The organism is Corynebacterium falsenii, from assembly GCF_020099275.1.
Classification (GTDB): Bacteria; Actinomycetota; Actinomycetes; order Mycobacteriales; family Mycobacteriaceae; genus Corynebacterium; species Corynebacterium falsenii.
The window spans coordinates 268,734-287,836 of the sequence record NZ_CP083646.1; the positions used below are offsets into that span (position 1 = coordinate 268,734).

A 19,103-nucleotide genomic window follows, 5' to 3' on the forward strand; every position below is an offset into this window, starting at 1 on the left:
ATGTCCCTCTTTCGCACCATCGGGCACTGCATTGCCTACCCCGTGTGGTTGACCGGCCAGGTCATTAAGGAATCGGTGGTCATGGCCGTCGATACCCTGGGCACCGGTCGCCACATCGCACCGGTTGTGATCTACTACCCGCTGCGGGTCACGAAGGAACGAGACATCGCGGCCTTCATGGCCTCGATCACGATGACACCCGGCACCCTTGCCCTCGGCGTCACTGGCCCCAAGGAAGTCGATTACGACGCCGCCGCGGGCAAACGGTCTTCTAAGGATGCTTTTGCGGTGGCCAGGTCTGAGTACGGCACCCATGGTTTGACCCACGTGCAGCGCTTCCTCGCTGTGCACGCCATGTACGGTTCGGAGCCCGAGGAGCTGCTCGCTGACTTGGCCCACATGGAGGAGAAGCTCGCGCCGTCGGTGCGTGGAAAGAAGCTGAACTTCAAGGTGGAGAACCTCGTGGAGCGTGGTCGCCCCGGTCCTCGTGGTTTCCGCGGCAGTCGTGGTGGCAGGGCCTCGGACGAGACAGTCTTCGATGTGGAGAAGGTTGATCCCACGCCCCATGCTTCGGCGTTCGTGTCTGCCATCATGGCGATGGATGATGATGACGACGATTCATCCGGCTCGTCCTCTTCGTCCGACGCCACTACGGGGACTCGCCTCGGCCAGTCCAAGGGTGACCAGCCGGAGAAGAACAAGGGCCGCTTCGGTAAGAAGATGGCTGAGCGCCGCGATGCCCGCAAGCAGCGCAAGGCCGCCAACGCGAAGCCGGATGTGGATAGCCACAGCGGCGATAATCTGGGTGCATCCCGCCCGGACCGCGAGGGTCGCACGAAGCCCGGCGAGACGCTCTACGATCCCCTGTACCCGAACAACCGGCCGAAGGGCGATCACGATGTTGATGGCTCTGAGCGCTGGAAGAATCCGCCGAAGAGCTGGGCTGAGGAAGAGAAGGCAGCTCGCGAGAGGGAGCGGGCAAAGAAGAAAAAGGCTGAGCAAAAGAAGAGGCAGGAAAACTAATGGAACCCACCGATCTGCTCACCATCATGGTGTGTATCGCCGGGGCCATCGTGCTGCTGGCGCTCATTACCGTGCTGTGGCACGCGAGCACCACGGATAACGACGCCCGCCGTGCCGTGACGGCAGACATTGTCTTTATGGCTATGGCTGGATTGTTCCTGTGTTACACGCTGCTCAACCGCAGCAGCATCACCTACGAGGTCGCGATGTTTGCCGGTCTCTTCGGTGTGCTCTCCACCGTGGCCTACGCCCGCATCATCACTCGAGGAAGGCGCTGACATGACGACTATCGTGAACACTCCCCTTGCTTCCGGGCAGTCTTTTGTTCTGGCTGCCGCGCAGGAACAGGTTCAGTATTCCGATCCGAGTTGGTTTGCGGTGATCCTCACGGGTGCCCTGGCCATCACGGGCTCGATCTTCATCTTCGTCACGGCCCGCGCCATGTACCTGGCTCCGGACGCGCTGAGCCAAGTCAACATGGTTGGCCCGGCGGTTGGGCTGGGGCTTCCCCTGCTCATCGCCGCGAACCTGGTGTATTCCTTCGCCACCGAGGGCTTTGTTCTGGGCTACCTGATTCGGGCGATCGTGGCGATCACCGCGCTGCTGGTGGTTAGTTCCGTTGGCTCCAGCGTGATGGGCCGAGCCCTGCATGCCACGCACTGGGACCACACTGTGCCGCTGTCCGGCGGAAAACGAGCAAAGGATTCGTTCTAATTGATAGCACCCCCTGCGAACAGCAGCCCCATCTTGACAGGGTTGCTGCTGCATCTGGGATAGCCGGAACGATCGGCGGCGCTGCAGCCGAATATCCCGGAAACTAGAGAGAAGTGAGTTCTCATCAAAAAATCAATCGCTCTAACGCTCGGCATCATAGGGCTTGTTCTAGGAGTGACTGTGCTCAGCATGTCCATCACGATTGATGAGATCCGTTCTGCTCCACTCATCGTGAGTGCTTCACTATGCACTCTTCTTGGAATAATGGGGACCATCATGGCCACTCAACGACTCCAAGAAAATGCTGACAAGCAGAAGTAGCCCGAACTGGAAAAAGGGAGTTCCTGGCCACGTTACAGCGTGGATAGGAACTCCCTTTCTTAGTGTGCCTCGTCGGGCTAGGCCCACTAGCCGGCGATGGCAGTGACCTCGGGATCAACGTTGCCGCGGAAAGCGCGGGAATAGGGGCAGAACTGGTGAGCCTTGCTCACCAGCTTTTCTGCAGTCTCCTGGTCCACACCAAACACGGTGGCCTGGATTGCGGCGGTGATCTTAAAGCCGTCGTCGATCTTGTTGATGCTGCACTCAATGACGACCTCGGGGGACTTGTCGATCTCCACGCCCTCGCTCTTCATGGTGTGCTGCAGGGCGCCGTTGAAGCAGGCTGCCCAACCAGCGGCTACCAGCTGCTCCGGGTTGGTGCCCTCACCGGAGCCGCCCATTGCCTTGGGCGGACGGACATCCAGATCGATCTGGCGATCATCAGTGGCTACGTGGCCGTCGCGGCCGCCACCGGTAGACAGTGCCTTTGCGGTGTACAGTTTTTCGCTCATGGTTCATCCTTTCCCAGGCAAACGCGGTGGTTTGGGCTGGTTTCTCGCTACTAGTAAGTGTTGTGGGTTAGATCGTGTGGGCGCAGCGCAGTCGCTGAAGCCGCGTGCTCTCGTCTCTTCCTCGACGCCTCAGGGGCACCGAGAAAGATCAAGAGCACCTGTAGTGATGTATAACACAGAATTCAGCGGGCGGCGGGGCTGCCCGCCGTTGCCGCTATCCTTCGAAGATCTCCTTCACGCGATCGCGCAGGTTCTCATCCACCTTGCCCCAGTACACCCAGCACTGCTCGGCGACCTGGTCGGAGACACCCTCCATAGCGCCGGCAATGTTGTTGGCCAGGCGCTCTCGGGCGGCGTCGTCCATGACCTCGCGCACCAGGATTCCGGGCTGGATGAAGTCGTCATCCTCCGGGTGGCGCACGTAGGCTCCGCGGGTCAGATCGGTGCCGTGAAGGTCATCGAACAGGCCCAGGTCAGCAGCCAGTCCGGTGCCAGACTCCTGACCCCGGCCGAAGCCGTACTTGGACTGACCGGGCTCCACGCCCTTCTCTACTGCGCCGGAGCCGTCGTTGACATCGTCCAAGCCCTCTTGGCGCTCGAAGCGGTTCGGGGAGTACGTCGGGGTGCCAGCGGGCGGGAACTCCTGCGTGCCCGCACCATCCTTGGCCGTGTAGTAGTTCCGCTGTGCCACGACCGGGCGGTTCGGCGGCAGCTGGTAGTAGTTGGTTCCCAGGCGGTAACGCTGCGTGTCGGCGTAGGCAAACGCGCGGGCCATCAACATCTTGTCCGGGGACAGGCCGGTGCCGGGCACCAGGTTCGACGGCGCGAACGCAGCCTGCTCGATCTGGGCGAAGAAGTTCTGGGGGTTCTCGTTGAGCACGAAGTGGCCCACCGGAATCAGCGGGTAGTCCTTCTGCGACCAGGTCTTCGTCAGGTCGAAAGGGTTATAGCGGTAGCCCTCGGCCTCATCGATGGGCATGATCTGCACCTTGAAGTCCCACTCTGGGTAATCGCCGCGCTCGATCGCGTTGTACAGATCCTCGCGGGAGTGGTCGAAGTCGCCCTTCGCGAGCACCTCGGAGGCTTCGTCGTCGGTGTAAAACTCCCAGCCCTGGCGGGTCTTGAAGTGATACTTCACCCAGAAGCGCTCGCCCTCGGCGTTGATCCACTGGTAGGTGTGGCTGCCGAATCCGTCCATGTGGCGGAAGTCGGTCGGGATGCCGCGGTCGCCCATCAGGTAGGTCACTTGGTGAGCGGACTCTGGGCTGCGGGTCCAGAAGTCCCACTGCATGTCGTTGGAACGAGCACCCGAATCGGCCAGGCGCTTCTGGGAGCGGATGAAGTCGGGGAACTTCACGCCGTCACGCACGAAGAACACCGGGGTGTTATTGCCCACGATGTCGAGGTTGCCCTCTTGGGTGTAGAACTTCAGCGAGAAGCCGCGCACGTCGCGGACGGTATCGGGGAAGCCCTGCTCGCCGGCGACGGTGGAGAAGCGGGCCAGCATGGGGGTCTTGCGACCGGGCTGGAACACATCTGCCTTGGTGTACTTGGAGACATCCTCGGTGATCGTCAGCTCGCCGAAGGCGCCGCCGCCCTTGGCGTGCACGATGCGCTCCGGGATGCGCTCGCGGTTGAAGTGGCCGTGCTTCTCGGTGAGATGCACGTCCGTCAGCAGCAAGGGGCCTTGCTCACCAACAGTGACCGAGTGCTCCTCGGTGTGAACGGGTGCTCCGTTGACGTTCGTGGACGGCCCGGAATAGGGGCACATGCCTCGCTTGGCGACGTCCTCGGACGTCAGCTGTTTGTTGTTGTGATTCTCCGCTGTCATGGGGTACCTCCCGTACCTAATGCGAGTATCAGTTGTGGTTGCGGCGTGTTGTGAATCTTGCCGTATACGGCCATGATGCCAGATCGAAAGAAGCTGGGTTGCTAGCCTTTTCACAGTATTCACAGCTTCGCCTGCTAATCTTCAGTTTTATGAATCAGCAAGCTCACGATGCCGCAGTGACCGACTTGGCGCTGCGCGCGGCCGGCGGGGATCGGGCCGCGCTCACGGAGTTTATTTCCGCAACGCACAACGACGTGTGGCGCTTGCTTGCTCACCTGGCGGACACTGATCGGGCGGACGACCTCACCCAGGAAACGTACCTGCGCGTGCTCAGCGCTCTGCCGCGGTTCGCCGCGCGTTCGTCAGCGCGCACGTGGATTCTTTCGCTCGCTCGCCGCGTCTGGGTCGATTCGATCCGTCACGACATGGCCCGACCAGTCAATTCCGGCACCGAGTGGGAGTCCGCGGCCGGGTCAACTCCGGCCCAGGAGACCACGGGCGGTCAGACGTGGGCGGAGTGGGTGGACACTCGCGCCCTCATTGATCAGTTGGAGGAGGAGCGCCGAGAGGCCCTCATCCTCACCCAGGTTCTGGGCTACACTTATGCCGAGGCCGCGAAAATCGCCAACGTTCGCGTGGGCACGATCCGCTCTCGCGTGGCTCGCGCTCGCGCCGATCTCGTCGAGATGTCGACCGCCCGGCCTTCTTCTCACTCCGACGCCACACCGAGCGCCCTCGGCCACGATTCTCAGAATGTAGCGAACGGTTCCCCCTATTCCGGGGCAAGCACGTCTGCTAACTCTCAGGGTTCAGCCGCGAACTCACAGCCCTCCCCGCCCCGCCGTCGCTTCGGCATCGTCTAGCTTCAACGCATTTCATTAGGGTGGGGCGTATGAGCCACACCGAATTCGCCCACACCATCCCCACCAGTCTCGACGACGCGTGGCGCCTGCACGCCCGCGATGGGATCGTCGCCCGCCTCACCCCGGGCTTATCCCGCATGAAAGTGCGCCAGCAGACTGACGATCTCCGCGACGGCACCACCATCTTCGATCTTCCAGGCGGATTGGAGTGGGTTGGCCAGCACGTTCCAGAAAAGTTCAAGGACCACGAGCTGTTCACGGACACGTGCACCACGCCCGGCCTCGGCCTGGTGACGGGTTGGACTCACCAGCACGGATTCTCCGGCGACGACGATGCTGCGACGATCCACGACACCATCCACCTCAATGCCCCCGAGTTTGCCGGCCGCAAGCTGCTGGAGCCGGTCTTCGCCTACCGCCAGAACCAATTACTCCAGGACGTTCTCTTCCTCCAGCGCGCCCGCGAATGGGAGGACAGTGATGCGGCAGCAGGTACGGCAACGGGTGCGGCGACCACTTCGGCCACCAACTCAACACAGACAACCGCGCCGCGCACCATTGCCGTCACTGGTGCCGATGGCCTCGTCGGCACGCAACTCTGCGCCCTGCTGAGCCTGGCCGGGCACACCATCAAAAAGCTCAGCCGCTCTACCAACTGGAACCCCGATAACCCGGCAGCCGACCTGCTCGAGGGCGTGGACACCCTCATCCACCTCGCGGGTCACCCCATCGCAGGCCGGTTCACCGACGAGCACGTAAAGAAGGTCGAAGAATCCCGCGTGGGCCCCACCCGCAAGCTCGCGGAGCTCGCCGCCGCCACGGATAGCGTCACCACCTTCGTGTGTGCATCGGCCGTTGGTTTCTACGGCCACGCACAGTCCACCCCAGTCGACGAGAGCGGAGACGCCGGGGAAGGGATCCTGGCTGGCGTCGTCAAACGATGGGAAGATGCAACGCAGCCCGCGAAGGATGCGGGCGTGCGTGTGGTCAATGTGCGCAGCGGCCTGGTCATCGCGGGCGGTTCGCCGATGCTCGATTTGCTGTCCGCGAGCGTGAAGACCGGCGGCGGGCACCTGGGCGATGGCACCCAACACTTCGCGTGGATTGCCATCGACGACGTGGTGGACATCTACTACCGAGCGGCGATCGACCCGGAGATGGAAGGGGTCGTCAATGCGGTGGCGCCGGAGACCGTGACCAACCACGAATTCACCGAGAAGTTGGCGGAGGTCGGCGGCGGCGCAGCGCTCATTCCGGTGCCGAAGGCCGCGCCCGCGGTGATGCTCGGCAAGGACGGTGCGCGGGAGCTCGCTCTCGCCGACCAGAACGTGCAGCCGGGCGTGCTGACCCGAATGGGGCACACGTACCGCTACCCCACCGTGGAGGCCGCGTTGCGCCACGAGCTGGGAAAGGAAGCGAAGTAAGAGACCAGCGGGACAACGTCTACAGTTAATAGTTATGAGCAACACAAGCACCACAACGGCACTGATGGTTCTCTCCTTCGGCGGCCCCGAAAAGGCCGACGAAGTGGTTCCCTTCCTGGAAAATGTCACCCGTGGGCGCGGCATTCCTCGCGAGCGGCTGGAGAAGGTCGGCGAACACTACTTCAAGCTCGGTGGACGCAGCCCCATCAACGACCAGAACAAGAAGCTGATCGAGAACATCGAGGCGGAGCTGAAGCGGCGTGGAATCGACATGCCGGTGTACTTCGGTAACCGCAACTGGGAGCCTTACGTTGAAGACACGCTGACCCAGATGGCGAAGGACGGGATCACGGACGCATACGTGTTCGCCACCTCGGCGTGGGGCGGCTACTCCGGCTGCGGCCAGTACCAGGAGGACATCCGCCGCGCTATCGAGGCCGTGGAGAAGGCCGGCGAGACCCCGCCACAGGTGCAGCGGCTGCCGCAGTTCCACGACAACCCGGCGTTCATCGCCGAGTTCGCTGCAGCGGTGGATCGCGCACGCGAGGAACTTCCGGAGGAGCAGCGCGCAGATGCCGACCTGATCTTCACCGCGCACTCCGTACCGAGTGTGGCCGACGACAAGGCGGGCCCGCATTCCTTCGGCGGCAACTTGTACTCCCAGCAGGTGCTGGATGCGGCTCGGCTGGTGCAGGAGGCCTCGAGCTTTGCCGGGCAGCCGGGCTCCGGCGCCGCGTACAGCTGGACGGGCAAGCTCGCCGAGCACGCCGCAGTGGGTGGCCGCGGCGACGGCCCAGCCAACACTGGCGTGGACGTGGGCATTGACCTCGGGGTGGACACCGAGCACACGGTGGAACTGGTATGGCAATCGCGCTCCGGATCTCCGCATACTCCCTGGTTGGAGCCGGATGTGTGCGACCACATTGAGGCCCGCGTGGAGGCTGGCAACACTCGCCCCATCGTGCTGTGCCCGGTCGGCTTCATCACCGATCACGTGGAAGTGATGTGGGACCTGGACACGGAGGCAAAGGAAGCTGCGGAGGACGCGAACGTGCCGTTCGTGCGCGTCGATACGCCCGGGCTGACCCCGGCGTTCGCCTCGATGGTCGTGGACATGATGGCCGAGCTGGGAGCGTTCGGCACCGAGGAGAACACTGCCGGTTCCCGCGAAGCAAACGGCAGTGATGCCCACGGGGCGGCGTCAGAAGCGAGCGAAGCCGCCCGCCGGATCGTGGAGAAGTACGGTACGGTACCGAACTTCGGCCAGACGGCGAACGGCTCTCCCTGCGCGCCAGGGTGCTGCAGCTAAAGGCCTGAGCTAGACCAGCAGCTCAGCAATCTGGATGGTGTTGAGCGCGGCACCCTTGCGGAGGTTGTCGCCGGACACCACCAGCACGAGACCACGGTTGTCATCAACGCTCTGATCCTGGCGGATGCGGCCCACAAGGCTTTCATCCACACCAGCAGCGGCCAGCGGGGTGGGCACATCCACGACCTTCACGCCAGGGGCGTCCGCGAGGATCTCGCGAGCCTCATCAGGGGTGATGGGCTGATCGAACTCGGCGTGCACGGTCATGGTGTGGCCGGTGAACACGGGAACGCGAACGCAGGTACCCGCCACGCGGAGCTCCGGAATGTCCAGGATCTTGCGGGACTCGTTGCGCAGCTTCTGCTCCTCGTCGGTCTCCTCGGATCCGTCGTCAACGAGGTTTCCGGCGAACGGCAAGGCGTTGAACGCGATCGGCTCCACATACGGGCCCAGGTCCTTGGCCTGCAGTGCGGATCCATCGTGGACCAGCTGCTGGAGTTCGTCCTTGTTCTCCAGCACCTGGTTGAGCAGAGCCTCCACGCCCGCGAGGCCGGAGCCGGAAACGGCCTGGTAGGAGCTCACGTGCAGGCGCTTCAGGCCGGCCTTCTTGTGCAGCGGGCCGAGCACCGGCATGGCGGCCATGGTGGTGCAGTTCGGGTTCGCGATGATGCCCTTCGGCGTGGACTTCGCAGCCTCGGGGTTGACCTCTGACACGACGAGCGGCACATCGGGATCCTTGCGGAACGCCGAGGAGTTATCGACCACAATGGCACCGGCCTCTGCGAAGCGCGGGGAGTGCTCACGCGAGGTCCCGCCACCTGCAGAGAACAGGGCAATGTCGATGCCCTTGAGATCCTCAGTTGGGGTGGCTGCCACGTCCTCGATGGTGATGTCCTCGCCGCGGAACTCGAGAGTCTTGCCGGCCGAGCGCGAGGATGCAAAGAAACGCACCTTATCTGCGGGGAAGTTGCGCTCCTCGAGGATCGAGCGCATCACGCGCCCGACCTGGCCGGTGGCACCAACGACTGCAATGGTGGTCATGATGTAAAAATCCTCATCCCTGGGGTTTGTGACGGCGTGCCCCCATTTATCCGGATTTATCCGGGGCGGCACAAGTGTTTTCGCTGCTTAGCGGCCGGTTCCAGCGTACACGGTGGCTTCTTCCTCGCCGCCGAGCTGGAAACGGTCGTGGATGGCCTTCACGGCCTTATCCACCTCGGTGTCGCGGATCAGCACGCTGATACGGATCTCGGAGGTGCTGATCAGTTCGATGTTCACGCCCGCATCGCGCAGAGCCTCGCAGAAGTCGGCGGTCACGCCGGGGTGGGACTTCATGCCCGCACCCACGAGGGACACCTTGCCAACGTGGTCATCGAACAGGACGTCCTGCCAGTCGTTCTGCTGCTGGATGGACTTCAGCAGCTGCACAGCGCGGGTGGCATCCTCGCGCGGGCAGGTGAAAGTGATGTCCGTGCGATTGTTATCGATCTTGGAGATGTTCTGCAGCACCATGTCGATGTTGATCTCTGCATCCGCCACGGCGCGGAAAACCTGGGCGGCCTCGCCGGGGGAATCCGGGATGCCTTGAACGGTGATCTTGCTTTCGGAGCGGTCGTGCGCCACGCCGGTGAGTACTGCTTCTTCCACTGGGATATCCTCCATTGATCCGGAAACGAGGGTGCCGATGTCTGTGCTGTAGGACGAACGCACGCGCAGGGGCACATTGAAAGCGCGGGCGTATTCCACGCTGCGCAGCATGAGGACCTTTGCGCCGACGGCCGCCATCTCCAGCATTTCCTCGAAGGAGATGGTGTCGAGCTTTCGGGCGTTCTTCACGATGCGGGGATCCGCGGTGTAAACGCCATCCACATCCGAATAGATCTCACACACATCCGCATTGAGCGCAGCGGCAAGGGCGACCGCGGTGGCGTCGGAACCACCACGACCCAAGGTGGTGACATCCCTGGTCTCGCGATTAACACCCTGGAAGCCTGCGACCAGGCAGATCTTGCCATTATCGAGGGCCTCCTGGACGCGGCCGGGGGTCACATCGACGATGCGGGCGTTGCCGTGACGCTCCGTGGTGAGCACGCCGGCCTGGGAACCGGTGAAGGACTGGGCCTCCGCGCCGAAGGAATCGATAGCCATGGCCACGAGCGCGTTAGAGATGCGCTCGCCGGCGGTGAGGAGCATGTCCATCTCACGAGCCGGCGGAACAGGATTGACCTGCTCGGCGAGCTCGAGGAACTCATCGGTGGTGTCACCCATTGCGGAGCAGACAACAACCACGTCGTTGCCCTGCTTCTTGGTCTCCACAATCCGTTCGGCAACTCGTCGAATACGCTCAGCGCTCTCCAGCGACGAGCCACCGTACTTCTGGACGATCAGTGCCACGTAGCACCCACCTCTCGGCTTCCTCAGACACGCGCCATGGACGCGTCGAAATATTGGTCAAAAGTGGCAACCGCACACAGTCTGTTAAACACAGTCCGCTACTGCCACGAAACTCTGCTGCATTTTACCAGTTCCGATAACTCACGCGTGCGTTGCGCGCCGACCACGCGCGACCGGCGCAAATAGTTTAGCCTTAACCGTGATGATCCATAACAATCTGCTCGCGGTCCTGTTCGCCCTCGGTTCCGCCCTCTCCATCGCCTGGGGCACAGTTCTTCGGCACCGCATCGCCGAAGAGACCGACATGTCCCCCACCAACGGGCACAAGGCTCACAAGACGCCCATTTTCGCGGCACTTGTGCGCCCGCTGTGGTGGCTGGGCATGTTCGGCGCACTTCTGGGTTATGCGCTGCAGATTGTTGCGCTGTCCTTCGGCACGCTGCTGATCGTTCAGCCCGTGCTGGTGCTGTCGCTGATGTTTACCCTGCCGCTGGCCTCGAAGTACGAAGGTCGGCCCATTTCGCGATCGGAAATGTTCTGGGCCGGTCTGCTCACCGTGGCCGTCGGCGTGCTGGTTGTTCTGGGAAGGCCAACCCCCGGCCGCCCCACTCCCCCGTTGGAGCGCTGGCTGATCGCACTGACCATCGGCGTGGTGGTGTTGGTGGCACTGTACATCTACGCGAAGCGGCAGCTGCCCAAGGCGCAGGCCCTCTGGCTGGGAACGATCACAGGCGCCATCATGGGTTATGTGGCCGTGATGTCCAAGTCCGTGGTGGATATCTTCACCCACAGCGGCCTTGGCCACCTCCTGACGAGCTGGGAGTTGTACGCGCTACTCGCTGGGGCGGCGATCGGCACGGCAGTGCAGCAGGCAAGTTTCAATGCGGGGGCGCTGGAGAATTCACTGCCTGCCATGACAATTTGGGAGCCACTCGTGGCGTTCACGCTTGGTTACTTGGTGCTCGGTGAGCACTTCGAGGTAACCGGCGTGGGCTGGGTATTCATGGGGGCTGCGTTGGTGACTATGATCAGTTCGACGATCGTGCTGAGCCGTAAGAGCGTCGAATAAAAGCAAATAAAAAGAGGTCTGCCATGCCCACTAGCCGCTTAGAGGCTTTCTCCGATGGTGTCCTCGCAATCATCATCACGATCATGGTGCTGGAACTCCCCAAACCCGAGGGAGCCTCCCTTGGGGACCTATGGCACAGCACGGGGGTCGGGTTTTTCTCGTACGTCCTGAGCTTCGTCTACGTGGGTATTTACTGGAACAACCACCATCACTTCTTCCATGTGGTCGACCACGTCACCGGAACACTGTTGTGGGCCAACCTGAATTCTCTGTTCTGGTTGTCACTCCTCCCGTTCAGCACCGGTTGGATGGCCGAGACCTCGTTCGCCCCGGCACCGATCCTGGTGTACGGGGTAAATCTGCTGTCCGCCGGCGTTGCCTACCTCACGTTGCAGCGGGTCGCCATCTCAAGCAATGTCTGCCATTCCCGCATCAAGCGCGCTCTTGACAAGGACCGCAAGGGCCCGGCCTCCTTCATCCTCTACGCGGTAGGCGTGATCTGCGCCGCGATCTCGCTGTGGGGCGGCTGGCACGTGTTCGACTACTTCGCGGTTGCGGCATACGTGGTGGTGGCGATTCTGTGGGTCATTCCCGACAAGCGGATGGAGAAGGCCTTAACCGAGGCCTAGAGCTGCGCATATCGCGGATCCAGCTCGCGCTGCGTACTCAGCACACCCTGCTCACTCTGCTCACTCTACTCACTCTGCTCACGCAGCATTCCGTCCCCCAGATGGGTGCAGTAATGAGACGTTCATCCCATTTCTTGGGACGCCCTGCAGCTACATCGGGTAAGCTCGGTCACATGTTTATCGCTGCGGCTAACCTCCTCCTTATTCGCCGCGACGGGGCCTAACGGCGACTGGCTCCCCGTCGCGGAGTCAGTCCTGCCAGTCGTATCCGACTCTCGCAGTGTGCCCAGGGATCTTCCGGAAAATACGCTGCGCACCCCCGCCAGCACGCCTACACTGCACGGACAGGACCCCTCTCAGTTCTCCGCGGCACACCCCGCCGTGACAGTCCGCATCCAGCGGCACGAGGCACCGCCCAGCACGGAGTCGGCACCGCGCCCATCTCTCACGTACATCGCTTACGCCCGAAGTAAACGCAGTAGACGAAGAAAAGGAACCGACCATGTCTCCAGACACTTTCATTTCCGCACCCGCCCGCATCAACACCCCCGATGGCGATATCCCCGAGGGCCAGCCCGCCTGGAACAAGCAGCGCAATTCCACCATGCCGGATCAGCGCTACATGCCGTTCGCCGAAGGGGTCGAAGAAATCACCCTGCCGGACCGCACCTGGCCGGATAAGGTCATCGACCGCGCCCCGCAGTGGTGCGCCGTGGACCTGCGCGACGGCAACCAGGCCCTGATCGACCCCATGAGCCCCGAGCGCAAGCGCCGCATGTTCGAGCTGCTGGTCAACATGGGCTACAAGGAAATCGAGGTCGGCTTCCCCTCCGCCTCGCAGACCGACTTCAACTTCGTTCGCGAGATCATCGAAAAGAACATGATCCCGGATGATGTCACCATCCAGGTGCTGGTGCAGGCCCGCGAGCACCTGATCCGCCGCACGTTCGAGGCCTGCGAGGGCGCCAAGAACGTCATCGTGCACTTCTACAACTCCACCTCCAAGCTGCAGCGCAAGGTGGTGTTCCGCAAGGACAAGGAGGCCATCAAGAAGCTGGCCACCGACGCCGCCGAGCTGATCAAGTCCATCGCCAAGGACTACCCGGACACCAACTGGCGCTGGGAGTACTCCCCCGAGTCCTACACCGGCACCGAGGTCGCCTACGCCAAGGAAGTCTGCGATGCCGTGGTCGAGGTCATGGACCCCACCCCGGAGAACCCGATCATCCTCAACCTGCCTTCCACCGTGGAGATGATCACCCCCAACGTGTACGCCGACTCGATCGAGTGGATGCACCGCAACCTGAACCGCCGCGATTCCATCACCCTGTCGCTGCACCCCCACAACGATCGCGGCACCGGCGTGGCCGCCGCCGAGCTGGGCTACATGGCCGGCGCCGACCGCATCGAGGGCTGCCTGTTCGGTAATGGCGAACGCACCGGCAACGTCTGCCTGGTCACCCTGGGCCTGAACATGCTGACCCAGGGCGTGGACCCGCAGATCGATTTCAGCGATATCGACCAGATCCGCCGCACGGTGGAGTACTGCAACCAGCTGCGCGTCCCGGAGCGCCACCCCTACGGTGGCGACCTGGTCTTCACGGCCTTCTCCGGTTCTCACCAGGATGCGATCAACAAGGGCCTGGAGGCCGTGCAGGCTCCGGAGAACCAGAACGTGTGGGAGGTTCCTTACCTGCCCATCGACCCCAAGGACGTGGGCCGCAGCTACGAGGCTGTCATCCGCGTGAACAGCCAGTCCGGCAAGGGCGGCGTGGCCTACATCATGAAGACCGATCACAACCTGAAGCTGCCTCGCCCGATGCAGGTGGAGTTCTCCTCCGTGGTCCAGGCTGTCACGGACGCCGAGGGTGGCGAGGTCAACCCGAAGGCCATGTGGGACATATTCGCAGGTGAGTACCTGGATCGCACGAGCCCCATCGAGGCCATCAGCGTGACCGTCGACGGCGGGCAGAATGAGGGCGAGGAGGCCAAGGTCACCGCCCAGGTCGAGTTCAATGGTGAGCACCGCGAGATCCAGGGCCGCGGTAATGGCCCGGTCGCCGCGTACTGCGATGCGCTGTCGCAGCTCGGCTTGGACGTGGAGGTTCAGGAGTACAGCCAGCACGCCCGCACCTCCGGTGATGATGCCGAGGCCGCTGCGTACGTATTGGCTGAGGTCAACGGCTCGAAGGTGTGGGGCGTGGGCATCGCCGGCTCCATTACCTACGCTTCCCTGAAGGCCATCACGTCCGCTGCGAACCGTTCGCAGGACGCCACCTCTGGGGTACCGCAGGGCGTTTAGGCACTAGCGACGGCGCGACGTAACATCTGTATCCATGAATGATCACGAGTCCCACGCGCGGTCGGGATCGCGCCAGCAGGCTCGTTCGTCTCGCCGCCCGCGCCGTCGCGTGTCGCGGCGCGCTGCATCGCCGTCTCCGGCACCATCGCCAACATCATCGTCGGCATCGTCACCGTCGCCGTCTTCACCGGCTTCTTTATCCGACGCCACACCGCAGCCCTCCCCCAGCGCTTCCACGCAACCGGCGAATTCCAGCGAGCCGAGGCAGAAGCTGCGCTCTGCACTGAGTACGCTTCCCAGCGTTGAGGATGCGCCGTTCGCCGCGGTATCCATCGCGACGTCCGGCATCCACCCCACCACCGCACGGCTGGTGGCGATCTCCATTGTGTTCTACGCGCCCAGCCCGGAGGATTCCGCGCTGGTCGGCGCCGAGGTGTACGCCCTGACTCGCCACCTCAACCCCGGTGAGGACGCCGGCCCGTGGCACCTCCACGGCTACCGCCCCGCCGACCTCGCGCAATCCCTGGGCTTCGCCAGCAGCGCGGAGCTGTTCAAAGAAGCGCTGGACGGCCGCACGCTCGTGCTGCACCAGGCCGCTTACACGTGGGGCTTCATTCGACACGAGTTCCGCCTAGCGCAGCGCGCCGCCAACCGCGGTCGCCGTGGTCGCGGCCGTGGGCGGAATGTGAAAAAGGTGCAGGCACCTGAGCCCACGCTCATCATTGACACCCTCGCGACTGCCCGGCGGCAGTCCGTGGAGTGCTACGACTCACGGCTAAGGGCCATCGTGGATTGCTACAACGACCCGTCTTCTGCCCTGGGCAGCGCGGTCGTGGCACCCGAAGGCGCGATGCCGTTGGTGGGGGCTGTGGCGTCGGACGAAAGAAGGTCCATCGACCCAGACACGCTACTCGAAGCGGATGCGCGGCTCACCGCGGCGCTGGCGAATGCGCAGCACAGAATCGGCGGATGCGCACAGATCGACCCAGAGCAACTGGTGGCCGACCACTTCGGCCTGCAGCGAAGCAGCGTGCGCGTGGATGCGGCGAACGCGCCGCGCACGCACGTGAACCCGGGCACCTGGGAAGAGGGAAAACCGCTGGTCAAGGGCATGGAGTTCGTGCTGAGCCCGGATGTGGCGAGCGATCCGGACGTGCTCATCGAGCGCGGCGTGGCCGCCGGGCTGGTCTACAGCGAGAAGCTGAATCGGCGCAGCTCGTTGGTGGTGTGCAACACGAACCACGAACTGCGTGGCAAGGCGATGCACGCTGAGCGGAAGAATATTCCGCTGGTCGACGACGCCAAGTTCCTCGAGCTGCTGGATGATGTGGCGCCGGGCGAGAAGGAAGAGCGGCCGGTGAAGCCGGGCATGGGGGTGCGTCCGCGGACGTCTGGGCTGCCAGGTGGGAACTCTGGTGGTTCTGCTGGGGGTTCTGCGGGCAAGTCTGCGGGCAGTTCCGCGGGTAAGTCTGCTGGTGGAAGTTCGAGTGGCAAGCAGGGTGGCCACAGGAACGGTGGCAGAAGCGGCGGCAGACACGGTGGTAAAAGCGGCTCCAAGAGCGGCGCCAAGAGCAACAAGGGCGGCAACAGCATCCCCGGGCCAACGTCCTCGACGAACCGCGGCGACGGCAAGGATCACGGCAAGAACAACGGTGGAAACCGTGGCGGCCGGCGGCGTCGGCGTGGTGGGCGGCGTGGCCGCAGCCAGTAGCGTGCAGGGAGTTGTCGCGGCCGTGCACTAGAATCGTGAGCCGTGAATACAACACCCCAAGCACGCAAGACGAAAGGCCTGTTCGGCAAGCTGCGGAGCTCCGTGGCCATTGCCGCGGCCGATGCGGCAACGTGGGCCTCGCGGAAGGCCGGGCGCGGCGCCGGCGGCATGATCGGCGGCCTCGTGGCAGGCGCGATTGACCCAAACCTCATGGCCAACCTGGGGCCCGGCACGAACGGTGCGCACCGCCCCACCGCGATCGTGACCGGCACGAATGGCAAGTCCACGACCACCCGGATGCTGGCCAAGGCGGCGCAGACCACCCGCGCGGTCGCCACCAATGAGGGCGGCGACAACATGGACGCGGGCGTAATCAGCGCGCTGCTGGCCGGCCGCAAGGCTGAGACGGTTGTGTTGGAAGTCGACGAGCTGCACGTGCCCGCCATCGCGGAGAAGCTGGATGCGGACGTGCTGGTGCTGCTGAACCTTTCGCGTGACCAGCTGGATCGTGTGGGCGAGATCAACAAGATCGAGCGCACGCTGCGCGCCTGCGTGGAGACCCGCCCGGATATGACCGTGATCGCGAACTGCGACGACGTGTCAGTGACGTCCGTGGCGTGGGACAGCCCGAACGTGGTGTGGGTGTCGGCCGGGTTCGGCTGGGCTGGCGATTCCACGAGCTGCCCGCGTACGGGAGGGGCGATCATCCACGAGACCCGCGAGGACGGGATCGTGGACTGGTACGCCGTGAAGAAGTTGCCGGATGGTCGGGAGTTTCGGCGTCCGGAGCCGACGTGGCGGATCACGGATGAGGGCGTGGTCGTGGAAAAGGGAGCGGTCACGGAGGAGGGCACGTACCCGCTGAATCTCAAGCTCCCCGGCAACGCCAACCGCGGCAACTCCACCCAGGCCATCGCCGCCGCGCTGGCGCTGGGCATCGGCGTGACCATCGACGATGCCATCGCCGCCGCCGAGCAGGTGGATAACGTGGCCGGCCGCTACTCCACGGTGCACTTCGATGGGCACGATGTGCGCCTGATGCTGGCGAAGAATCCCGCCGGGTGGCAGGAGGCCCTGTCGATGGTGGATCGCACTGCGGATTCCCTGGTCATTAGCGTGAACGGGCAAGTCGCGGACGGTCAGGACTTGTCGTGGCTGTGGGACGTGCGGTTCGAGAACTTCGAATCCGTGCACGTGGTCGCCGCGGGCGAGCGCGGCACCGACTTGGCTGTGCGCCTGGGCTACGCGGGCGTGGAGCACGAGCTGATCAAGGACACCGTCGAGGCCATTCGCCAGTGCCCGCCCGGGCGCGTGGAGGTGCTGGCGAACTACACGGCGTTCCGCGATCTGAAGCGGGTGTTGGACCGCGATGGCACGGTGGTGTCCGATACAACCCCACCGTCCGAAGGGAAGGAATCATGAGCACGCTCCACATCGGCCTGATTTTGCCGGACGTCCTCGGCACCTACGGCGACGACGGCAACGCTCTTGTCCTGCGCCAGCGCGCCCGCATGCGTGGCCTCGACGCGGAGATCGTACCCGTCACCTTGGGCACCGCAGTGCCCGAGCAGTTGGATGTCTACACCGTCGGCGGCGGCGAGGACACCGCACAGATCCTCGCGGCCGAGCACCTCATCAACGATGGTGGCATCGTCCGCGCCGTCAACGCCGGCCGCCCGGTGCTCGCGATTTGCGCTGGTCTGCAGGTTTTCGGCGAGTCCTTCCGCGCTTCCGGCCGCATGGTTGACGGTCTCGGGTTACTCGACGCCACCACGTCCGCACTCAAAGAGCGCATGATCGGTGAGATCGCGACTCAGCCGAACGGAGGGGGCGAGGGATACGGCGCCGACTCCCACGTGAGCCCCTCTGTGCGCCGCGTGCTGGATGCCCTCACGGAACCGCTGACGGGCTTCGCTAACCACATGGGCGCCACGATCTTGGGATCCGAGGCGCGCCCGCTGGGGACCCTGACGCGCGGCACGGGTAACACTGATGGGCACGGCGCCACCACCGCGGGGCTTTCCGGCGCCGAGGTGGAGCGCCAGGTGAAGGCCGAGGGTGTGATCCAGGGGTCTGTGATCGCCACGTACATGCACGGCCCGGTGCTGGCGCGTAATCCGCAGCTCGCGGACGCGCTCCTCGCCGAGGCGATGGGCACCACCGTGGCGGAGCTTCCGCCGATGACCAGTGAGTTCGCGGAGCAGCTCACGGCGGAGGTCCGTGCCCTGCGGCGCGAGCGCCTCCACTAGCGCCCGAGCTTGCGCGCCCCCGCTTTGCAGTTCAAGCTCTGCGCACGGCCCGAGTTAGCTCCCTAGCTTGCGCGCGGACGCAATCATGGGAATCTGCAGCGGCACGCGCGCGAAGGCGATCGCCTTCTTGGCCGCGTCCTTATCCCGCCAGTCCCACGCCATCTTCATATTTGCAGGCCACACCGCCGCGAGGAAGCCAGCAGCAGCCGGCGCCACTGCGCTGCTCAGGTACGGTCGCAGCGTCGGAACGGCAGTCGCCACTCCAATCGACGCCGCCAGCCCCAGCTCCACCACACCACTCGCGTAGGTCCACTGCCTCGCCGTGCCGGGGATGCCTTCGGGCACAATCTGATCAAAGTTCTTCGGATGCACGAAGTGAAGCGTTCCTGCCGCGCCGAACACTCCCGCCCAGAGCACAGAGCGCCACACCATCCCAGCGCTGCTCTTAGCTGCATCGCCGCTTGTCGTGCGCTGCAGGGCCGTCCTTATCGAATTCTTCATTGAGCCCTTCCCGCTATTCTTCGTCATCAGTGTCACCATTGTCTCTTCATTCTCGTCGGCGCTTCATTGCCGTTGTCTCTGCGTCGTTGTCTCTGCATTGTCCCCACTGTAGACACCTCCCGACACACGCACCGGGCGCCCAACCGCACTATCCCGCGCTTACCCCGCCCTTCCCCACCCTTACCTCGCCTTTACCGCGCCCTTCCGAACCCTTCCGCGTATCTTTCCAGCATTTTCCCCTGCACCTTCCC

General features: G+C 63.8%; 17 protein-coding genes and 1 pseudogene. 12 read left to right on the forward strand and 6 right to left on the reverse strand.

Features of this window, described 5'->3' with window-relative positions; genetic code table 11:
* The 3 genes from LA343_RS01275 to LA343_RS01285 are packed head-to-tail and all read left to right on the forward strand — an operon-like array spanning window position 1 to window position 1,737.
* On the forward strand, window positions 1-1,023 hold the full coding sequence (locus LA343_RS01275; protein WP_025403754.1) for a Na+/H+ antiporter subunit E: 1,023 nt from the start codon (window positions 1-3) through the stop codon (window positions 1,021-1,023).
* Window positions 1,023-1,301 (forward strand): monovalent cation/H+ antiporter complex subunit F, encoded by a 279-nt coding sequence (locus tag LA343_RS01280; RefSeq protein ID WP_025403755.1) that lies wholly within the window; start codon window positions 1,023-1,025, stop codon window positions 1,299-1,301. Before LA343_RS01275 ends, LA343_RS01280 begins: the two co-directional genes overlap by 1 nt.
* Before the next feature lies 1 nt (window position 1,302).
* Window positions 1,303-1,737: a Na+/H+ antiporter subunit G gene (locus LA343_RS01285; RefSeq protein WP_052337596.1), complete on the forward strand. Its 435-nt coding sequence runs from the start codon at window positions 1,303-1,305 to the stop codon at window positions 1,735-1,737.
* Window positions 1,738-2,144: 407 nt separating this feature from the next.
* On the opposite strand, the gene LA343_RS01290 is transcribed toward LA343_RS01285, so the two are convergent.
* A complete protein-coding gene (locus tag LA343_RS01290; protein WP_025403757.1) occupies window positions 2,145-2,570 on the reverse strand; it encodes an organic hydroperoxide resistance protein in 426 nt (141 codons plus the stop codon).
* A gap of 214 nt (window positions 2,571-2,784) precedes the next feature.
* Window positions 2,785-4,401, reverse strand: coding sequence for a catalase (locus LA343_RS01295; RefSeq protein WP_025403758.1), 1,617 nt, complete (start codon window positions 4,399-4,401; stop codon window positions 2,785-2,787).
* A gap of 149 nt (window positions 4,402-4,550) precedes the next feature.
* Between LA343_RS01295 and LA343_RS01300 the strand changes: the two are divergent.
* The 3 genes and pseudogenes from LA343_RS01300 to LA343_RS01310 all read left to right on the forward strand — a co-directional run.
* A pseudogene (locus LA343_RS01300) lies at window positions 4,551-5,132 on the forward strand (RNA polymerase sigma factor); the annotation flags it as partial.
* 161 nt (window positions 5,133-5,293) lie between these two features.
* Window positions 5,294-6,688, forward strand: a complete 1,395-nt coding sequence (locus tag LA343_RS01305) for a TIGR01777 family oxidoreductase (protein WP_025403760.1) — start codon at window positions 5,294-5,296, stop codon at window positions 6,686-6,688.
* Between the two features lie 34 nt (window positions 6,689-6,722).
* Window positions 6,723-7,997 carry a ferrochelatase gene (locus LA343_RS01310; protein ID WP_025403761.1) on the forward strand — a complete coding sequence of 425 codons (1,275 nt, stop codon included), beginning with the start codon at window positions 6,723-6,725 and terminating at the stop codon, window positions 7,995-7,997.
* 9 nt (window positions 7,998-8,006) lie between these two features.
* On the opposite strand, the gene LA343_RS01315 is transcribed toward LA343_RS01310, so the two are convergent.
* A complete protein-coding gene (locus tag LA343_RS01315) occupies window positions 8,007-9,038 on the reverse strand; it encodes an aspartate-semialdehyde dehydrogenase (RefSeq protein ID WP_025403762.1) in 1,032 nt (343 codons plus the stop codon).
* 87 nt (window positions 9,039-9,125) lie between these two features.
* Window positions 9,126-10,391: an aspartate kinase gene (locus LA343_RS01320; RefSeq protein WP_025403763.1), complete on the reverse strand. Its 1,266-nt coding sequence runs from the start codon at window positions 10,389-10,391 to the stop codon at window positions 9,126-9,128.
* A gap of 205 nt (window positions 10,392-10,596) precedes the next feature.
* On the opposite strand from LA343_RS01320, the gene LA343_RS01325 reads away from it, so the two are divergent.
* The 3 genes from LA343_RS01325 (at window position 10,597) to leuA (ending at window position 14,391) form a co-directional block, all read left to right on the forward strand.
* Complete coding sequence (locus tag LA343_RS01325; protein WP_025403764.1) at window positions 10,597-11,460, forward strand: DMT family transporter; 864 nt, start codon at window positions 10,597-10,599, stop codon at window positions 11,458-11,460.
* 23 nt (window positions 11,461-11,483) lie between these two features.
* Window positions 11,484-12,089 carry a TMEM175 family protein gene (locus LA343_RS01330; RefSeq protein ID WP_025403765.1) on the forward strand — a complete coding sequence of 202 codons (606 nt, stop codon included), beginning with the start codon at window positions 11,484-11,486 and terminating at the stop codon, window positions 12,087-12,089.
* A 502-nt stretch (window positions 12,090-12,591) separates the two neighbouring features.
* Complete coding sequence (leuA, locus tag LA343_RS01335) at window positions 12,592-14,391, forward strand: 2-isopropylmalate synthase (RefSeq protein WP_025403766.1); 1,800 nt, start codon at window positions 12,592-12,594, stop codon at window positions 14,389-14,391.
* A gap of 42 nt (window positions 14,392-14,433) precedes the next feature.
* On the opposite strand, the gene LA343_RS01340 is transcribed toward leuA, so the two are convergent.
* Window positions 14,434-14,775 (reverse strand): hypothetical protein, encoded by a 342-nt coding sequence (locus tag LA343_RS01340; RefSeq protein ID WP_052337597.1) that lies wholly within the window; start codon window positions 14,773-14,775, stop codon window positions 14,434-14,436.
* Between LA343_RS01340 and LA343_RS01345 the strand changes: the two genes are divergently transcribed.
* Genes LA343_RS01345 through LA343_RS01355 form a run of 3 tightly spaced genes read left to right on the forward strand, consistent with a single transcriptional unit; the run spans window position 14,762 to window position 18,351 of the window.
* Complete coding sequence (locus LA343_RS01345) at window positions 14,762-16,102, forward strand: hypothetical protein (protein ID WP_119664389.1); 1,341 nt, start codon at window positions 14,762-14,764, stop codon at window positions 16,100-16,102. The two genes, LA343_RS01340 and LA343_RS01345, sit on opposite strands and share 14 nt — an antisense overlap.
* A 42-nt stretch (window positions 16,103-16,144) precedes the next feature.
* Complete coding sequence (locus LA343_RS01350) at window positions 16,145-17,524, forward strand: Mur ligase family protein (protein WP_081737373.1); 1,380 nt, start codon at window positions 16,145-16,147, stop codon at window positions 17,522-17,524.
* The gene (locus LA343_RS01355) at window positions 17,521-18,351 is read left to right on the forward strand and encodes a type 1 glutamine amidotransferase (protein WP_025403769.1); all 831 of its coding nucleotides are present in this window, start codon (window positions 17,521-17,523) and stop codon (window positions 18,349-18,351) included. The genes LA343_RS01350 and LA343_RS01355 overlap by 4 nt, the downstream gene beginning before the upstream one ends.
* 54 nt (window positions 18,352-18,405) lie before the next feature.
* Here the strand turns inward: LA343_RS01355 and LA343_RS01360 are convergent, their stop codons facing one another.
* Entirely contained in the window at window positions 18,406-18,852 is a 447-nt protein-coding gene (locus LA343_RS01360; RefSeq protein ID WP_081737446.1) for a DoxX family protein, read from the reverse strand.
* Between the last annotated feature and the right edge of the window lie 251 nt (window positions 18,853-19,103).